At 72.5% G+C, this 16,313-nt stretch carries 16 protein-coding genes and 1 pseudogene; 11 read left to right on the forward strand and 6 right to left on the reverse strand.

Annotation, left to right across the window (positions count from 1 at the left end):
• Positions 1 to 72 precede the first annotated feature (72 nt).
• Genes ACFXC1_RS47660 through ACFXC1_RS47670 form a run of 3 tightly spaced genes read left to right on the forward strand, consistent with a single transcriptional unit; the run spans position 73 to position 2,687 of the window.
• Positions 73 to 1,830 carry a CocE/NonD family hydrolase gene (locus tag ACFXC1_RS47660; protein ID WP_381255697.1) on the forward strand — a complete coding sequence of 586 codons (1,758 nt, stop codon included), beginning with the start codon at positions 73 to 75 and terminating at the stop codon, positions 1,828 to 1,830.
• 43 nt (positions 1,831 to 1,873) lie between these two features.
• A complete protein-coding gene (locus tag ACFXC1_RS47665) occupies positions 1,874 to 2,122 on the forward strand; it encodes a LapA family protein (RefSeq protein WP_381255699.1) in 249 nt (82 codons plus the stop codon).
• 13 nt (positions 2,123 to 2,135) lie between these two features.
• Positions 2,136 to 2,687 (forward strand): GNAT family N-acetyltransferase, encoded by a 552-nt coding sequence (locus ACFXC1_RS47670; protein WP_381255702.1) that lies wholly within the window; start codon positions 2,136 to 2,138, stop codon positions 2,685 to 2,687.
• On the opposite strand, the gene ACFXC1_RS47675 is transcribed toward ACFXC1_RS47670, so the two are convergent.
• On the reverse strand, positions 2,659 to 3,006 hold the full coding sequence (locus ACFXC1_RS47675) for a DUF6204 family protein (RefSeq protein ID WP_381255705.1): 348 nt from the start codon (positions 3,004 to 3,006) through the stop codon (positions 2,659 to 2,661). The genes ACFXC1_RS47670 and ACFXC1_RS47675 overlap by 29 nt on opposite strands.
• A gap of 145 nt (positions 3,007 to 3,151) precedes the next feature.
• Here ACFXC1_RS47675 and ACFXC1_RS47680 point away from each other — a divergent pair, with 145 nt between their 5' ends.
• Positions 3,152 to 5,113 carry a DUF5107 domain-containing protein gene (locus ACFXC1_RS47680; RefSeq protein ID WP_381255708.1) on the forward strand — a complete coding sequence of 654 codons (1,962 nt, stop codon included), beginning with the start codon at positions 3,152 to 3,154 and terminating at the stop codon, positions 5,111 to 5,113.
• Positions 5,114 to 5,150: 37 nt separating this feature from the next.
• Here ACFXC1_RS47680 and ACFXC1_RS47685 read toward each other — a convergent pair whose 3' ends face one another.
• From ACFXC1_RS47685 to ACFXC1_RS47695, 3 genes are all read right to left on the reverse strand, one after another.
• A complete protein-coding gene (locus ACFXC1_RS47685; protein WP_381255710.1) occupies positions 5,151 to 5,498 on the reverse strand; it encodes a VOC family protein in 348 nt (115 codons plus the stop codon).
• A gap of 69 nt (positions 5,499 to 5,567) precedes the next feature.
• Positions 5,568 to 6,389, reverse strand: coding sequence for a methyltransferase domain-containing protein (locus ACFXC1_RS47690; RefSeq protein ID WP_381255712.1), 822 nt, complete (start codon positions 6,387 to 6,389; stop codon positions 5,568 to 5,570).
• Positions 6,390 to 6,467: 78 nt separating this feature from the next.
• Positions 6,468 to 7,985: a bifunctional phosphatase PAP2/diacylglycerol kinase family protein gene (locus ACFXC1_RS47695; RefSeq protein WP_381255715.1), complete on the reverse strand. Its 1,518-nt coding sequence runs from the start codon at positions 7,983 to 7,985 to the stop codon at positions 6,468 to 6,470.
• Between the two features lie 118 nt (positions 7,986 to 8,103).
• Between ACFXC1_RS47695 and ACFXC1_RS47700 the strand changes: the two genes are divergently transcribed.
• The 7 genes and pseudogenes from ACFXC1_RS47700 to ACFXC1_RS47730 all read left to right on the forward strand — a co-directional run.
• Positions 8,104 to 8,775 (forward strand): histidine phosphatase family protein, encoded by a 672-nt coding sequence (locus ACFXC1_RS47700; RefSeq protein ID WP_381255717.1) that lies wholly within the window; start codon positions 8,104 to 8,106, stop codon positions 8,773 to 8,775.
• Positions 8,776 to 8,840: 65 nt separating this feature from the next.
• The gene (locus ACFXC1_RS47705) at positions 8,841 to 10,460 is read left to right on the forward strand and encodes an ABC-F family ATP-binding cassette domain-containing protein (protein WP_381255719.1); all 1,620 of its coding nucleotides are present in this window, start codon (positions 8,841 to 8,843) and stop codon (positions 10,458 to 10,460) included.
• Positions 10,461 to 10,491: 31 nt separating this feature from the next.
• Positions 10,492 to 10,764 carry a DUF6158 family protein gene (locus ACFXC1_RS47710; RefSeq protein WP_234469184.1) on the forward strand — a complete coding sequence of 91 codons (273 nt, stop codon included), beginning with the start codon at positions 10,492 to 10,494 and terminating at the stop codon, positions 10,762 to 10,764.
• Positions 10,765 to 10,878: 114 nt separating this feature from the next.
• Positions 10,879 to 11,676 carry an RNA polymerase sigma factor SigF gene (locus tag ACFXC1_RS47715; protein ID WP_381255722.1) on the forward strand — a complete coding sequence of 266 codons (798 nt, stop codon included), beginning with the start codon at positions 10,879 to 10,881 and terminating at the stop codon, positions 11,674 to 11,676.
• A 171-nt stretch (positions 11,677 to 11,847) separates the two neighbouring features.
• Positions 11,848 to 12,438, forward strand: a complete 591-nt coding sequence (locus ACFXC1_RS47720) for a hypothetical protein (RefSeq protein WP_381255725.1) — start codon at positions 11,848 to 11,850, stop codon at positions 12,436 to 12,438.
• A 52-nt stretch (positions 12,439 to 12,490) separates the two neighbouring features.
• Positions 12,491 to 13,735 (forward strand): aminotransferase class I/II-fold pyridoxal phosphate-dependent enzyme, encoded by a 1,245-nt coding sequence (locus ACFXC1_RS47725; protein WP_381255728.1) that lies wholly within the window; start codon positions 12,491 to 12,493, stop codon positions 13,733 to 13,735.
• 156 nt (positions 13,736 to 13,891) lie between these two features.
• Positions 13,892 to 14,884, forward strand: a pseudogene (locus ACFXC1_RS47730) (MBL fold metallo-hydrolase); the annotation flags it as partial.
• Here ACFXC1_RS47730 and ACFXC1_RS47735 read toward each other — a convergent pair.
• Both ACFXC1_RS47735 and ACFXC1_RS47740 read right to left on the reverse strand, forming a co-directional pair.
• Entirely contained in the window at positions 14,881 to 15,516 is a 636-nt protein-coding gene (locus ACFXC1_RS47735; RefSeq protein ID WP_381255731.1) for a DedA family protein, read from the reverse strand. The pseudogene ACFXC1_RS47730 and the gene ACFXC1_RS47735 sit on opposite strands and share 4 nt — an antisense overlap.
• A complete protein-coding gene (locus ACFXC1_RS47740; RefSeq protein WP_381255734.1) occupies positions 15,513 to 16,286 on the reverse strand; it encodes an MBL fold metallo-hydrolase in 774 nt (257 codons plus the stop codon). The genes ACFXC1_RS47735 and ACFXC1_RS47740 overlap by 4 nt, the downstream gene beginning before the upstream one ends.
• Between the last annotated feature and the right edge of the window lie 27 nt (positions 16,287 to 16,313).

Raw genomic sequence — 16,313 nt, forward strand, 5'->3', positions numbered from 1 at the left:
CCCGACTGCCGTACCACTGCCAGCCAACTCCCCTTGTTCTCCGTCGGGTTGTCCTCAGCGTGGAGGTCCCCTTTGTCCCGTCGTGTGCCCGGAATCAGCGCCGCACTGGCTCTCGCGCTCACCCTCACCGCCCCGTTCGCCCTAGCCGGCCGTGCCTCCGCGACGGACCAATACACCGTCACCGCACTGAAGTTCACCGTCCGTGCGGGCGGCCGGGACTGCGCGGTCGACGCCGATCTGTACCGGCCCACGGGCGTGGACCGCGCCCACCCCGCCCCCGCCGTACTGGCGACCAACGGCTTCGGCGGCAGCAAGTCCGACGGGTCCACGGACGCCATCGGCAGGACCTTCGCCGGGCGCGGCTACGTCGGACTCGTCTACTCGGGGCTGGGCTTCGGGAAGTCCGGGTGCCTCATCTCGCTCGACGACCCGGGCATCGACGCGGCGGCCGCGTCAGGACTGGTCGACTTCCTCGCGGGCACCCGCGCCGCGGACGACGGGACCAGGGCGGACTTCGTGACCCTCGACGCGAAGGGGGATCCCAGGGTCGGGATGATCGGCGGATCGTACGGCGGCGCCGTGCAGTTGGCGACGGCCGCCGTGGACCACCGGGTGGACGCGCTCGTCCCCATGGTCACCTGGCACGACCTCGCGTACTCCCTCGACCCCAACAACGGCGGGAGCGTGCCCGGAGTCTTCAAGTGGCAGTGGACCAACGGCTTCTACCTCATGGGCGAGTCCCAGCCCCTGACCGTGCCGGGCCTCGACCCGACCCGGATCAACTCCCTCACCTGCGTGCACTTCGTCAGCAAGGCCTGCGATCTGATCCGCACGCTGAACTCCGGGAGCTGTCCGGAGACGACGACGGCGGACGTGCTCGAGTACGCCCACAGCGTCTCGCCGGTGTCGTATCTCAACCGGGTCGAGGCGCCCACGCTCCTCGTCCAGGGGCAGGCCGACAGCCTGTTCAACCTCAACGAGGCGACGGCGACGTACAGGACGCTGAAGACGCAGGGGACCACGGCGAAGATGATCTGGCAGTCGTGGGGGCACAGTGGAGGGGCAGTCGCCGGTGAACTCGACCTCGGCCGGGGCGACTTGGAGTCGAGCTATGTCGGGCGGCGGATCGCGGCCTGGTTCGACCGCTATCTGCGCGGGCGGACGAACGCGGACACCGGACCGGCCTTCGCCTACTACCGCGACTGGATCACGGACCCGGCCCGCACCTATGCCACGGCCGACCAACTCCCGGCGTTGGACGAGAGGTTGTATCTCTCCGGCGACGGAAAGCTGGTGGACGACCGTGCGAAGGTGGCGCGCGGCAGCCGCGAGTACACCAACAGGCCTGTCCCCACGAGCCATTCGGAGAACTCGCTGAGCGGCATGACCGGCCTGCCGGACCCGGCGCCGTACGACACCCGTGGTACCTACCTCGGTTGGACCGGTCCATCCCTGAACCGTCCGACGGACGTCGTGGGTGCCCCGAAGGTGACCCTCAAGGCCGTCTCGCCGGCCGCGCGACGGGTGCAGGACTCCGGCGACGCCGCCGACAAGCTCGTCCTCTTCGCCAAGCTCTACGATCTCGCCCCCGACGGCACCGCGACCCTGGTCCACCGGCTGGTCGCCCCGGTCCGGATCCCGGACGTCACGAAGAGCTTCACGGTCACCCTGCCGGGGATCGTGCACCGGTTCGCCAAGGGGCACCGCCTGCGCTTCGTGATCGCGGCCAGCGACGACGCGTACACCGGGAACCGGGGGATCAAACCGGTCACGGTGGTCAGCTCGCCGCGGGACACGGGGGTGCTGGAGCTGCCGGTCGCAGCGGACTGAGTCTCACCGTGCGTGATGGCCGATTCGGGCTCACCCTGGAGACATGAGCCCGAAGACCACCGAGAGCGGTGGGCGGACCGGCCAGCGCGAACGCCTGCTGACGCCCGCCCGGATCACCGTTCTGCTGCTCGCCGTCCTGGCCCTCGTCTTCATCTTCGAGAACACCCGCGCCACCAGGATCCGCCTGCTGATCCCCGAGGTCACCATGCCGCTGTGGATGGCACTGCTGGCCACGGCGATCATCGGCGCCCTCTGTGGTGCCTATTTCATGCGACGGCGCCGCCGCCCCTGACTAGGGTGACGGGATGCCGCATTCTGCTTCCCGTTATCTCGCCCAGGGCCCCCGCGTGGGGATACGTCACTTCACCTACGAGGACGGTGCCGAGTTCACCGCGCGGGCCCGGGAGAGCAAGGATCTGCACCAGCCGTGGCTGTTCCCGCCGGCGAGCGGGGACGCGTACACCGCCTACGCGGGACGGCTGATCCAGGATCCGGCCAAGGCCGGGTTTCTCGTGTGCGAGCTGGACGGCGGGGGCATCGCCGGGTTCATCAACATCAACAACATCGTGCGGGGCGGTTTCCAGTGCGGTGCGCTGGGATACGGCGCCTTCGCGCACGCGGCCGGACGCGGGCTGATGCGTGAGGGGATGAACCTCGTGGTGGGGCACGCCTTCGGGCCGATGCGGCTGCACCGGCTCGAAATCAATGTGCAGCCCGGCAACGCCGGGTCGATCGGTCTCGCCCGCAGCTGCGGATTCCGGCTCGAAGGCTTCTCGCCGAAGATGATCTACATCGACGGTGCCTGGCGCGACCACGAGCGCTGGGCGATCACCGCCGAGATGCGGACTTCCGGTTGACCTTCATCGTGTCCAGGTCGGTCACCGTCGACTTCAGATCGCGGAAGCCGTAGCCGAGGTCCTTCAGCGCGGTCTCGGCGCGGTCCTCCGCGAGTGCCGCCGCCATCTCCTCGCCGTCCGCCGCGTCCGACACCACCACATACCGCCACGAGAAGTGCTTGAGCGGCGACGGTTCGTAACTGAGCGAGCCCTCCTCGCTGAACCGCATGCTCAGCATCCCGTGCTCCGACGCCTCGCCCAGCAGCCGCTGCCGCGCCTCGTCCGTCAGCCCGTCCCAGGTGCCCCGGACGATCACCCGGTACGTGTGCTGCTCGCCCATCCGCCGTTCCACTCCTCGGTCCGTGCCGTCGATCGCCCGACTCTACGTCGACCCGGACGAACCGCACGTGGAATTTTCCGGCGCCCCGCCTTTGCGGAATCCTGACCGGCGGCGCCCCTGGCCACCGCACGGGTTGCCGGGTTCCATGGTGATCGTGACGACGATCCGACGTGAGGTACTGACCCTGCCCACCGCGGAGTTGGGTCCGGACAACCCGCTGCCCCCACTGCGTCCGCTCGACGAGGCACACCGCATAGACGACCGCGACCGCGAGGACCTGCCCCGGGACATGGCCCGCCAGATCGGCTACGAACCCCTCCGCAGCCTCCTCCCCACCCGCGTCCGCGACGGCTACGACAGAGACCGCGCACCCCGCCGCATCGACGCCCTGGTGATCGAGAACGACCGGCTGTGCGCCACCGTGCTACCCGCCCTCGGCGGCCGAATCGCCTCCCTCGTCCACAAGCCCGCAGACCGTGAACTCCTGTACCGCAACCCGGTGTTGCAGCCCGCCAACTTCGCCCTCAACGGCGCCTGGTTCTCCGGCGGCATCGAGTGGAACATCGGCGCCACCGGCCACACCACCCTCTCCTGCGCACCCCTGCACGCCGCCCGCGTCCCCGCCCCCGACGGCGGCGAGATGCTCCGCCTGTGGGAGTGGGAACGGCTGCGCGACCTCCCGTTCCAGGTCGACCTGTGGCTCCCGGACGGCTCCGACTTCCTCCACGTCGGTGTCCGCATCCGCAACCCGCACGAGAGGCCCGCGCCCACCTACTGGTGGTCCAACATCGCCGTGCCGGAGGAACGCCGGGTCCTCGCACCCGCGTCGGAGGCCTGGCACTTCGGCTACGAGCGGCGACTGCGCCGGGTGCCCGTGCCGTCGTACGACGGAGTGGACCGGTCCTATCCCCTCAACAGCCCTTACGCCGCCGACTACTTCTACGAGATCCCGGACGAGCGGCGGCGTTGGATCGCCGCGCTCGACGCGGACGGGCACGGGCTGGTGCAGACGTCCACCGACGTGCTCCGGGGCCGAAAACTCTTCGTGTGGGGCACCGGCAGCGGTGGCCGCCGCTGGCAGGAGTGGCTCACCGAACCGGGTACGGGCGGCTACTGCGAGATCCAAGCAGGCCTGGCCCGCACCCAGTTGGAGCACATACGGCTCGACCCGGAGAGCGAGGTGTCCTGGCTGGAGGCCTACGGTCCGCTCGACGCCGAGGCGGAGGGAGAGTGGACCGCCGTGGTGGACGGTGCGGAGGCCCGCCTCGAAACCGCCCTGCCCCGCGCTGACCTGGACGCCGCCTACGCCGCCTGGAAGCCGTACGCCGACACCGAACCCGGCGAGATCCTCGCCACCGGATCGGGCTGGGGTGCCCTCGAAGTCCTGCGCACCGACTGGAAGTTGCCCGGCACCCCCTTCGACGAGTCCACGCTCGGCGAGGCCCAGGCGCCCTGGGCGGCGCTGCTGCGCAGCGGTGTACTGCCCGAGCCGCGCCGGGTCCGGCCGCCCGGCGAGACCCTCGTCGCCCCGCACTGGCGGGACATGCTGGAGACGGCGCCCGCCACCCCGCTGACCGAGTACCACCTCGGTGTCGCGCAGTGGCACGCGGACGATCGGGCGCAGGCGGTGCGGAGTTGGGAGCGGGCCCTCGAACTCGCGCCGTCCCTCTGGCCGTTGCTGCGCTGTCTGGCCGTGGCGGACCAGGAGGCGGGCAACCACGAGCGGGCCGCGGACCGGTACAACGAGGCATTCGCCGACCTGTGCCACGAGCGGCGCGACGCCGGCCAGGGCTGGACCGCCGCCACGGCCGCGCTCGGCCGCGAGGCCGTCGAGGCGCTGCTGCGGGTGCGGCGCGTGGCCGACGCCCGCGCGGTATGGGAGATGCTGCACCCCGCCACCCGCGAGCGCGGCCGATTCCTGCTGCTCCAGGCCGAGTTGCTGCTGGCGGAAGGCCGCCGCGACGACGCCTGGGCGGTCTTCGCCGACGGCTTCGAGGTCGCCGACCTGCGCGAGGGCGCCGAGTCGATCGGCCGGCTCTGGGCCCGCCTCACCGACGAACCACTGCCCCCGCGCCACGACTTCCGGATGCGGCCGGAAACGCCCTGAGGCGAGGTGCGACGAGACGTGGACCGGCGGTCGGACGTCAGCCCCGGCGGTCCACGTACTCGTAGACCGTCCCGTCCGGATGCACCGCGATCAGATTGCGGCCCACCGGTGTCGCCAGCGGGCCCGCGACGACCCGGGCACCTAGTTCGGTGAGGAGGGTGTGCGCCTCGTCGACGTCCTTGACGGCGATGGTCGCCGAGACCTTGCGCAACACCTCCAACTCCGCCTCGGGCCCGCTCATCAGCAGGAAGAAGCCGACCGCGGCCACCGACACCCCGCCGCGCTCGAAACGGAGCGCCGGCGCGCCCGTGAGGCGTTCGTAGAAGGGGACGGCGGTCTCCAGGTCGTCGACGCAGATACGCAGCGTGGCTCCCAGAATGTCCATACGGACGAGCCTAGTTGGGACGGCCGGGCCGTGGTGATCCTTTCGGACGATCCCGGCCCGGCCGCCCTGTCAGACGGGCTTGCGGCAGAGGATCTCGCCGTGCAGCACGGCGAACCAGCCGTCGTCCTGCTTCCCCCACTCCCGCCAGGCGTCGGCGATGGCGCGCAGCTGTCCGGTGGTCGCGTGGCCGCCCTCGGTCGCGACCGCCGCGTACGAGGACGCGACCGTGCGGTCCGCCCACAGACCGCTCCACCAGGCCCGCTCGTCCGGAGTGTGGAACGTCCAGGTGCTGGAGGTGGCCGTGATGTCCGTCAGCCCCGCCCGCTGCGCCCACGATTTGAGACGGCGTCCGGCGTCCGGCTCGCCGCCGTTGGCGCGGGCCACCCGCCGGTACAGCTCCAGCCAGTCGTCCAGCCCCGGCACCTCCGGATACCAGGTCATCACCGCGTAGTCCCCGTCACGGGCGGCGATGAACCCGCCCGGCTTGGTCACCCGCACCATCTCCCGCAGCGCCTGCACCGGATCGCCCACGTGCTGGAGCACCTGATGGGCGTGGACCACGCAGAACGTGTCGTCCGGGTAGTCCAGTGCGTGGACGTCGGCGACCGCGAAGTCGACGTTCGTCAGGCCGCGTCCTTCGGCGGTGGCCCGGGCCTGGTCCAGGATGCCCGGCTCGCGGTCGACACCCGTGACGGAGCCGTCCGGGACCAGGGCCGCCAGGTCGGCGGTGATGGTGCCGGGACCGCAGCCGATGTCCAGGATCTTCATGTGGGGCTTCAGCGAACAGAGCAGGTAGGCGGCGGAGTTGGCGGCGGTTCGCTGGGTGTGCGAGCGCAGGACGGACTCGTGGTGCCCGTGCGTGTAGACGGCGGTCTCCTGTGGCTTCGGCATGGCTCTACCTACCCCTTCGCGTCTTCTTCGGCGTAGGCAGAACGGTACGCGCGCATGTCGAATGATGAGACCTGCGTTTTACGATGTGGACTGACGGGTGATCAGTGACTCTGTCAGCGGCCGGTACACCGTCAGCCCCTCCGGCAGCTCCTCCAAGGTCAACTCGCCGTCCACCTCCGTGACTTCACCGTCGTAGGCGAGAAGCGTGCCGGGCGCGAGACCGGTCAGGCGGAGGCGGTGGACCTGGGCCGCCGCGTGGGCCGGGGAACGGGTGAACGGGCCCGCGAGGGCTGCCGCGAGGAGGCGCAGTGCCGGCCTGCGGCCGCCGTGCACGATCCGGATGTCGAGCCGTCCGTCCGCCAGGTCCACCCGGCGGCCCGAGGCGATGCCCATCCGGTGGTAGGTGCCGTTGCCGGCGAACAGCAGCCACAACGGGCGGGTACGGCCGCCGAGTTCGGCCTCCAGCGGATGCCGGTCCGCGCGCAGTACCCGCAGCGCCGCCAGCACGCCCGCCGGCCAGCCGCCGATGCGGGGCGCCCAGCGCTCCCGTTCGCGCACCAGCTCCGGATAGACGCCCAGACTCAGGGTGTTGAGGAAGATGCCCCGGGTGGCACCGGAGGTGAAACGGCCGACGTCCACGCGGACGGCGTCGCCCTGCCTGACCGCCCGGCCCAGATCCCGGGGGCCCTCCACTCCGAGGTCGTAGGCGAAGTGGTTGAGGGTGCCGCCGGGGAGGACCGCGAGGGGCAGGCCGTGGCGCAGGGCGACCTCGGCCGCCGCGTTCACCGTGCCGTCACCGCCGCACACCCCGAGGACCTCGGCGCGGGCCGCCGCCTTCTCCAACTCGGCATGGATGTCGGCTGGTTGGCAGGCCACGACCTCCGCGCCGGGCAGTACGTCGGTCAGTGCGTCGGCCCTGTCCGAGGTGCCCGACGCCGAGTTGACCACCATGACCAGACCCGCACCGTCCTCCAGTGCCGGCACCTCGGCACGGGCCCGGGCCGGCGGCACGATCTGCCCGCGGGTCGGCACCATCCCGCGCACCGCGAACGCCGCGCACGCCCCCAGCGCGGCCCCGGCCAGCACATCGCTCGGGAAGTGGACACCGGTGTAGACACGGGACAGAGCGACCGACACCGCGATCGGAGCCACCACCGCGCCCCAGGCCGGTGACTCCAGGGCCACCCCGGTCGCGAAGGCCGCCGCCGACGCCGCGTGACCCGACGGGAACGACGTGGTGATCGGCTGCCGCTTCAGCTGCCGCCCCAGCGGGACCGGGTCGAGGACGGGCCGGGTGCGGCGCACGCCCCGCTTGCCGATGGTGTTGATGGCGAAGGAGGCGACGCTCAGCGAGGCGATGCCCCGGGCGGCGGCCCGGCGGGCGCGCGGAGTACGGCTCGCGGCCACCGCGGCGGCCGTCGCGAACCACAGCACGCCGTGGTTGGCACTCCGGCTCAGGCGTGGCAGCACGGGCTCTCCGGCGGGCCAGTTCCGTTCGGCCGCCGCCTCGAAGAGACGGGAGTCCAGGGAGAGCAGCCACTCGCGCAGGGCGTGGCGGCCGGGAAGGGGGACCGTGAGGTCGACGTCGGGGCTCATGCGGTGCCGGGTACCCTGAAACGGCCGTCTGTTGTCCGGCGGACCGTCGGCGAGCCGATGCCGCCGTCGGTGGACCGTTCCAACAGTCGGCGGACCGTTTCATCGGAGGAACCCCCGCATGCGCCTGCTCCTCATCCGCCACGGCCAGACCACGGCCAACGTGGAATTCCTCCTCGACACGGCCGTCCCCGGCGCGGAGCTGACCGACCTGGGCCGCCGCCAGGCCGCGGCCCTCCCCGAGGCCGTGGCCGACGAGGACATCGAGGCCCTCTACGCCTCCACCCTGATCCGCACCCAGCACACCGCGGCCCCGCTGGCCGCCGCCCGCGGCCTCGACGTCCGCGTCCGGGACGGCATCCGCGAGCTGACCGCCGGCGACCTGGAGATGCTGCCCGGCGACCGGGAACCCGGCCACGAGTACATGCGGATCGTGTTCGCGTGGGCGGCCGGTGACACGGAGCTGCGGATGCCGGGCGGCGAGAACGGCGTGGAGGCGCTCGCCCGCTACGACGGCGTCGTCGCCGAGGCGGCCGACAGCGGCGCCCGCACCGTCGCCATGGTCAGCCACGGCGCCGCGATCCGGATGTGGACGGCCGCCCGCGCCGACAACGTCGACGTGAACTTCGCCGCCGCCCGCCCCCTCGACAACACCGGCATCGTCGTCCTGGACGGCTCACCGGCCGACGGCTGGAAGGCGCTGTCCTGGGCGGGCGCGGTGGTCGAGGCCGCCGGACCCGACACGGAAGGCGGCCCGGCCGGACAGCCGCTCGACGAGGACCAGAAGCCGTAGCGAAGCCCCGGCGGGCACAATAAGGGTTTGCCCGGCCGCGAGGCCGCCCCACAGAATGCGTGGTCATGGGACATCTGGAAGCCGCACACCTCGAGTACTACCTCCCCGACGGGAGGCCGCTCCTGGGCGATGTGTCCTTCCGGGTCGGCGAAGGCGCCGTGGTCGCCCTGGTCGGGCCCAACGGCGCCGGCAAGACGACCCTGCTGCGCCTGATCTCCGGCGAGCTGAAGCCGCACGGCGGCACGGTCACCGTGAGTGGCGGCCTCGGTGTGATGCGCCAGTTCGTGGGCTCCGTACGCGACGAGAGCACCGTACGGGACCTGCTCGTGTCGGTCGCCCCGCCCCGCATCCGCGCGGTCGCGGCGGAGGTCGACAAGGCCGAGCACGGCATTATGACCGTCGACGACGAGGCGGCCCAACTCGCCTACGCCCAGGCCCTGTCGGACTGGGCCGAGGTGCACGGCTACGAGTTCGAGACCCTGTGGGACATGTGCACCATGGCCGCGCTCGGAGTGCCCTACGACAAGGCGCAGTTCCGGCAGGTGAGCACGCTGTCCGGCGGTGAGCAGAAGCGGCTGGTGCTGGAGGCGCTGCTGCGCGGCTCCGACGAGGTGCTGCTGCTCGACGAACCCGACAACTACCTCGACGTACCCGGCAAGCGCTGGCTGGAGGAGCGGCTCAAGGAGACCCGCAAGACGGTCCTGTTCGTCTCCCACGACCGTGAACTCCTCGCCCGCGCCGCCGAGAAGATCGTCTCCGTGGAACCCTCGCCGACCGGCGCCGACGCCTGGGTGCACGGCGGCGGCTTCGCCACCTACCACGAGGCCCGGCGCGAACGCTTCGCCCGCTTCGAGGAGTTGCGCCGCCGCTGGGACGAGAAGCACGCCCAGCTGAAGAAGCTCGTCCTGAACCTCCGTCAGGCCGCCTCCATCTCCCACGAGTTGGCGTCCCGCTACGCCGCCGCCCAGACCCGCCTGCGCAAGTTCGAGGAGGCGGGCCCGCCGCCCGAGCCGCCCCGCGAGCAGGACATCACCATGCGCATCAAGGGCGGCCGCACCGGCGTAAGAGCCGTCACCTGCAAGGGACTTGAACTGACGGGCCTGATGAAACCCTTCGACCTGGAGGTCTTCTACGGCGAACGCGTCGCCGTCCTCGGCTCGAACGGCTCGGGCAAGTCGCACTTCCTGCGCCTCCTCGCCGGCGACGACGTGAAGCACACGGGGGAGTGGAAGCTCGGCGCGCGCGTCGTGGCCGGGCACTTCGCGCAGACCCACGCGCACCCCGAACTCCAGGGCCGCACCCTCCTCGACATCCTGTGGAAGGAACACGCGCAGGCCCAGGGCCCCGCCATGTCCCGGCTGCGCCGCTACGAGCTCACCGGCCAGGCCGAGCAGAGCTTCGACCGGCTCTCCGGCGGCCAGCAGGCCCGCTTCCAGATCCTCCTCCTGGAACTCCAGGGCGTCACCGCCCTGCTCCTCGACGAGCCCACCGACAACCTCGACCTGGAGTCCGCGGAAGCCCTCCAGGAGGGCCTGGAGGCGTTCGACGGGACGGTGCTCTCCGTCACCCACGACCGCTGGTTCGCCCGCTCCTTCGACCGGTACCTGGTCTTCGGCAGCGACGGCAAGGTGCGCGAGAGCACCGAGCCCGTGTGGGACGAGCGGCGGGTGGAGCGCGCCCGGTAGGTCCGTGCAGTGCGGAGGCCGCGGAGCCCGAATGTTCGTAGAGTGGTCCCAGGACCGTGAGACTCGACGAGCGGGGCACACCATGACCGGAGTCGACCCTGCGCGCCTGGACGACTCCCAGCTCATGAAGGAGCTGGAGACCATCCACCGCACGCGCCACGACACCCTGCTGTACGGCTCGAACGACGCGCTGCGCGCCCACAACGACCGCATGGCCCGGCTGGAGGGCGAGTACCTGCGCCGCCATCCGCGCCGCCTCGTGGCCCCCGGCCGCACCCGGCAGGGGGCACGCGAGCGGGACTGACGCGGGTTTGTCCCCCGAGGTCGGGGGCAGGCGAACCTTCAGCGCTGGAGCGCAAACGCGTTCCCACCGGTGACCGTCCAACCCGGAGCATGCTCAAGGGAGTTGTGACGCACCATGCCCACTCGCATCAACACCAGGCGACGTTCCCACCCTGACACCCCCGACACCGCGGCGGCGTTCCGCACCCTGGTCACGCTGCCGCCCGGCATACAGCACGACACCGTCCGCGAACGCATCGTGGAGGCCTGGCTGCCCATGGCAGACCGCCTCGCCGGACGGTTTCGCAACCGGGGCGAGAGCACCGAGGACCTACGGCAGGTCGCGGCCCTCGGCCTGGTCAAGGCCGTCGACCGCTACGACCCCGGGCGCGGCAACGCGTTCGAGAGTTATGCCGTGCCGACCATCACCGGCGAGATCAAACGGCACTTCCGCGACCACATGTGGACGCTGCACGTGCCGCGCCGGGTGCAGGAGCTGCGCAACCGGGTGCGGGTCGCCGGACAGGAGCTGGCCCAGACCCTGCCGGGGCGGCGGCCGACCGTGGCGGAGCTCGCCGCGCACGCGTGCCTCTCCGAGGAGGATGTGCGGGCCGGGCTCGAGGCGCTGGAGAGTTTCAGCGCGTTGTCGTTGGACGCGGAGTTGCCGGGCGGCGGCGGGGACGGGTGGGCGTTGGGAGACGTACTCGGGTCTGCTGATCCGGCGTTGGACGTCGTGGTGGACCGGGAGGCCGTGAAGCCACGGTTGGCTGCGCTGCCTGAGCGGGAGCGGGAGATTCTGTATCTGCGGTTCTTCGGGGACATGACGCAGAGTCGGATCGCGGAGGAATTCGGGATTTCGCAGATGCATGTGTCCCGGTTGATCAGTCGGTGTTGCCGGCGGATTCGGGAGCAGGTTCTCGAGGACGCCGCGTAGGGGTTGAGTTTCGGGTGCGGTCCGCTGTGGCTGGTCGCGCAGTTCCCCGCGCCCCTGAAGGGGCGCCTCAGCCGGCCTGAGTTTCACTCGCTCGGGTCTCGCCGCGCGCGGCTCTCTCCTGACCGGGCTTCGATGGTGTTGCCGTCGTCCTCGGTCTAAGGAGACCCGCCCATGCGTCGCACCGCCCTTGCGCTGTCCGTCGTCGCCCTGGTCGGCGTCGCCGGTCCAGCTCTGGCCGTCGATTCCGCCGCCGAGGTCAGCCCGAGTACCGCCCAGGCGGGCGGGAGCGTGACCGTGTCCGTCTCCTGCGAGGTGGTCGGGGGGACCGCACCCGAGACCTTGGACGCCACCTCCCAGGCCTTCGACGGCGGGACCGCCCAGCTGCAACGTGTGCCCGGCAACGACGACCGGGTGTCCGGAGCCGCGTATCGCGGTACCGCGCGCATCTCCGAGGACGAGCAGGTCGGGCGGGACGCCGCGTGGACCGTCGACGGGACCTGCCCGGCGCCGCCCGGCGGTCAGGGCAGGCCGTGGAGTGCGACCTTCAGCGTCGAACACGGGGGTGGGGGCGGGCAGCGGCCGTGTCAGGAACCCCGAGGCGATTCCTGCGCCGGTGCCGCCGTGATCGAGCGCGGGGTGCGGGCCGGGGAGGGCGGTACCTTCACCGACTCCGTGCCGGCGCTGGTCGCCGGTGGTGTGCTGATCGCGGGCGCGTTCGGCGGTGCCGTGTACCGGCTGCGCAGGCGGACTCCGGGACACTGAGGGCGCGACGAGGACACGGCACGGCACGGCTCAGGGACTGCGCGGAGGCACCATGCGGCAGGCGGACGCGGTAGGCCAGGGACCGGTCCGTTACGGGCCGGTGTTTCCCGACGACGGCCTGCCCGTCCTGCCGGAACTGGCCGCCGTCCTCGCCGCCGCGAGCCGCACCGAGGAACAGCCGGTCGGCGGCGCCCCCGCCCTGCTGGAGGCAGCGGGCGGCTACTTCGAACGCCGGGGTCTGCCCGCCGGGTCCGCCCGTGTGGCCGCCGCCCCGGGCGCCCCCGCACTGCTGGTCGCGCTGACCGCCGCGCTCGGCGGCGACGTCCTGGTGCCCAGACCGTGTGCCGCCTGGTGGGCGCCGTACGCGCGGCTGCTGGGCAGGCCCGTGTTCCATGTGGGCACTCCGGCCGAGTGCGGCGGGGTGCCCGACCCGTACGCCCTGCTGGAGACCGTGCGCAGGGTTCGGGACGAGGGCGGTGACCCGCGGCTGCTGGTGCTGTCGGTCGCTGACGACCCCACCGCCACCGTGCCGCCGCCCGAGGTCATGCACGAGACCGTCGAGGCCGCCGCGGGCGAGGGCCTGCACCTGGTCAGCGACGAGACCTGGCGCGACACCCTGCACGCGCCCCGGCGCACCATGCTGCTCAGCCCCGCCGAGATGCTGCCCGAACGGGTCACCGTCGTCACCGACCTCGCCGGCGCGCTCCTCCCGTCCGGCTGGCCCGCCGCCGTCGCCCGCTTCCCCGCCGGCCGCGCCGGAAACGCGCTCCACGCGCGCGTGCTCGACGTCCTCACCGCGCTCGGCGCCCGCGTCGCCGCACCCGTCGCCGCCGCGGCCGGCCACGCCCTCGGCGAACCCGCGCCCGTCGTCGCCCGCCGCGACACCGCCGTAGGCCTGCACGCGCGCGTGGCCGCCGCCGCGCACGCCGCCGTCACCGGGGCGGGCGCGTTCTCCCGGCCGCCGCAGGCGGGACGTCATCTGTACGTCGATCTCGGGCCGTTGCGCCACGCGCTCACCCCGCAGGGGGTGGGCGACGCGCAGGACCTGGAGGAGTTCCTCACCGCCCGGCTCGGCATGCCCGCGCCGGGCGGCCACCGCTTCGGCGACGACCTGGGCGCGCTGCGGGTCCGGCTGTCCACCGGACCACTGCTGGGCCGAACCGACGAGGAACGCGCGGAATGCCTCAAGTCACCCGTGCCGTTGGAACTGCCACACGTGCAACGCGCGTTGATGTCCTTGAGGTCGATCTTCGACGATCTCCGCGACGACGCTCAGCGATGGGAGCCTCCTCGATGACGCAGCAGTCCGAGTCGACCACGACGAGTACGACGACCCCGGACGCCGGCCGCACGGCGCCCCCGCCCCCCCGCCCCCCCCCCCCCCCCCCCCCCCCCCCGCCCCCCCCCCCCCCCCCCCCCGCCCGGGGCCCCCGCCCCCCCCCCCCCCCGCCCCCCCCCCCCCCCCCCGCCGGCGCCCCCGGCGGGCCGCCCGGCCCCCCCCCGGGCCGCCCGCCGCGTCTGGCCCCGGACCTTCCACGACCGGCTCACCGCCCCGCTGCCCGGCCTCAAGGCGATCGCCCGCTTCGCCCGCGAGGGCTCCGTACGACCCCGCCCCGAGGGACTCGCCGACATCCCCCGACTCCCGTTCGCCCCCGAGCCGTTGCCCCGGGTCGACTCCCTGACCGTCGCCGTCTCCTGGGCGGGACACGCCAGTTGGGTGGTGCGCATCGGCGGCCTGACGATCCTCACCGACCCGGTCTGGTCCCGCCGCATCCTCGGCACCCCGGCCCGCATCACCCCCGTGGGCGTCGCCTGGGAATCACTCCCGCCGATCGACGCCGTCGTCATCAGCCACAACCACTACGACCACCTCGACGCCCCCACCCTGCGCCGACTCCCGCGCCACACCCCGGTGTTCGCGCCCGCCGGCCTCGGCAGCTGGTTCCGCCGCCGCAGATTCACCCGCGTCACCGAACTGGACTGGTGGGAGGCGGCCCAACTCGACGGCGTACGGCTCGACTTCGTACCCGCCCACCACTGGTCCAAGCGCAGCCTCACCGACACCTGCCGCTCCCTGTGGGGCGGCTGGGTGATGACCGCACCGGACGGCCGGCGCGTCTACTTCGCGGGCGACACGGGCTACGGCCACTGGTTCTCCCGCATCGGCCGCCGCTATCCGGGAATCGACCTGGCCCTGCTGCCCATCGGCGCCTACGACCCGCGCTGGTGGCTGAGCGACGTCCACTGCGATCCGGAGGAGGCGGTCCGGGCCACTCAGGACCTGGGCGCGCGGCGGATGGCCCCGATGCACTGGGGCACGTTCGTCCTGTCGGCAGAACCGGTCCTGGAGCCGCTGACGCGGGTCAGGGCAGCTTGGGAGAAGGCGGAGTTGGCACGCGAGGACCTGTGGGACCTACCGGTAGGAGGCTCAAGAGTGCTTGCCTAGGCGGGAGTTGTCTTCCGCACCCTTCGCCACACGGTCGGCGCCGCGCTGATCGCCACGGTCAGCGCGACCGCCGCCACCACGCCCTCCCAAGGTTCAGGGAACAGCGACCCTCCGAGGATGCCGATCAGCTGGTACGTCACCGCCCACGCCAGACACGCGGGCGCGTTGCCGCGGGCGAACCGGCGGATCGGCCACTCGGCCAGCAGACAGGCCAGCATCACCGGGATACGGCCCGCCGGCACCATCCGGGACAGCACCAGCACCGTCACCCCGTGGTCGGCCAGCTTCTCCTGGGCCTGCTCGAGACGGTCCTCCGGAGCCCGCGAGCGGATCGCCTCCAGCCAGCGCGAGCCGTTCTTCGACCCCATCCCGCGCCGCCCCAGCCAGTACAGCGCGATGTCCCCGAGGAACGCGGCGAGCGACGCCGTCACGAACACCAGCGCCAGCGCGAACGGCGCCGTCTGATGGAACGCGACCACGGCCGCCGAACTCACCAGCGCCCCCGTCGGAATCACCGGCACCAGCGCCCCGAACAGCACCAGCAGGAACAACGACGGGTAGCCGATGGCCTGTTGGGTCGATTCGGGCGAGGTGGTCGCCGTCGCGGACAGCGCGTCCGCGATCCAGCTCACCGGGCGACCTCCGGACGCACGCTCTCGCCGTGCCCGAGCCGGTGCACGGCCACCGAGGGCGCGAGTTGGGCCGCGACGCGCACGAACTCGTCGCCCGGCGTGTGGAATTCGTGCGGGCGCACCGCGTCCATCCCGATCGGCCAGTACGTGCCGTAGTGCACCGGCACCGCGCTGCGCGGCGCGAGCCGGGCCAGCGCCTGGGCCGCGCGTCCCGCGTCCAGGTGCTCCTCGCCGAGATAGGGCCCCCAGCCGCCGACCGGCAGCAGCGCCACGTCGACCGGCCCGACCTCCTTGGCCATGTCGTCGAAGAGCCCGGTGTCCCCGGCGAAGTAGGTGCGCGCCTCGCCCTCGACGACGTAGCCCAGCGCGGGGGAGCGGTGCGGTCCGACCGGCAGCCGCCGCCCGTCGTGCCGCGCGGGCACGGCCCGTACGACCAGGTCACCGACCATCGTCCGGTCGCCGGGGGACACCTCGTCGATGCGCAGCTGCCGGAGCCGGCGCAACCCGGGTACCGCGCGGAGTGCGCCCCGGGGTACGAGCAGGCGCGTGCCCGGGGCGAGGGCGCCGAGCGAGGGAAGGTGGAGGTGGTCGGCGTGCAGATGGGAGACGAGCGCCAGGTCCGCGCGATGGGCCTCGGGCGGCGGCACCGCGCCCCGGCGGCGTCGTAGATGCGCGAGCCGGCGGGCGAACAGGGGGTCGGTGAGGACGCGTATGTCCGAGTCCTCGATCGTGCAGGTGGCGTGACCCCACCAGGTGATCTCCACCGGCACCTTCTTTGCCTCCTTCGCGCGACTCCC

Source organism: Streptomyces hokutonensis (assembly GCF_042751305.1).
In the GTDB taxonomy this organism is placed as follows: domain Bacteria; phylum Actinomycetota; class Actinomycetes; order Streptomycetales; family Streptomycetaceae; genus Streptomyces; species Streptomyces hokutonensis_A.

Excerpts from the sequence above, each read along its gene's own strand:
- ACFXC1_RS47665 (WP_381255699.1), top strand. The coding sequence starts at position 1,874 with ATGAGCCCGAAGACCACCGAGAGCGGTGGGCGGACCGGCCAGCGCGAA.
- ACFXC1_RS47670 (WP_381255702.1), top strand. The coding sequence starts at position 2,136 with ATGCCGCATTCTGCTTCCCGTTATCTCGCCCAGGGCCCCCGCGTGGGG.
- ACFXC1_RS47675 (WP_381255705.1), bottom strand. The coding sequence starts at position 3,006 with ATGGGCGAGCAGCACACGTACCGGGTGATCGTCCGGGGCACCTGGGAC.
- ACFXC1_RS47680 (WP_381255708.1), top strand. The coding sequence starts at position 3,152 with ATGGTGATCGTGACGACGATCCGACGTGAGGTACTGACCCTGCCCACC.
- ACFXC1_RS47685 (WP_381255710.1), bottom strand. The coding sequence starts at position 5,498 with ATGGACATTCTGGGAGCCACGCTGCGTATCTGCGTCGACGACCTGGAG.
- ACFXC1_RS47690 (WP_381255712.1), bottom strand. The coding sequence starts at position 6,389 with ATGCCGAAGCCACAGGAGACCGCCGTCTACACGCACGGGCACCACGAG.
- ACFXC1_RS47695 (WP_381255715.1), bottom strand. The coding sequence starts at position 7,985 with ATGAGCCCCGACGTCGACCTCACGGTCCCCCTTCCCGGCCGCCACGCC.
- ACFXC1_RS47700 (WP_381255717.1), top strand. The coding sequence starts at position 8,104 with ATGCGCCTGCTCCTCATCCGCCACGGCCAGACCACGGCCAACGTGGAA.
- ACFXC1_RS47705 (WP_381255719.1), top strand. The coding sequence starts at position 8,841 with ATGGGACATCTGGAAGCCGCACACCTCGAGTACTACCTCCCCGACGGG.
- ACFXC1_RS47710 (WP_234469184.1), top strand. The coding sequence starts at position 10,492 with ATGTTCGTAGAGTGGTCCCAGGACCGTGAGACTCGACGAGCGGGGCAC.
- ACFXC1_RS47715 (WP_381255722.1), top strand. The coding sequence starts at position 10,879 with ATGCCCACTCGCATCAACACCAGGCGACGTTCCCACCCTGACACCCCC.
- ACFXC1_RS47720 (WP_381255725.1), top strand. The coding sequence starts at position 11,848 with ATGCGTCGCACCGCCCTTGCGCTGTCCGTCGTCGCCCTGGTCGGCGTC.
- ACFXC1_RS47725 (WP_381255728.1), top strand. The coding sequence starts at position 12,491 with ATGCGGCAGGCGGACGCGGTAGGCCAGGGACCGGTCCGTTACGGGCCG.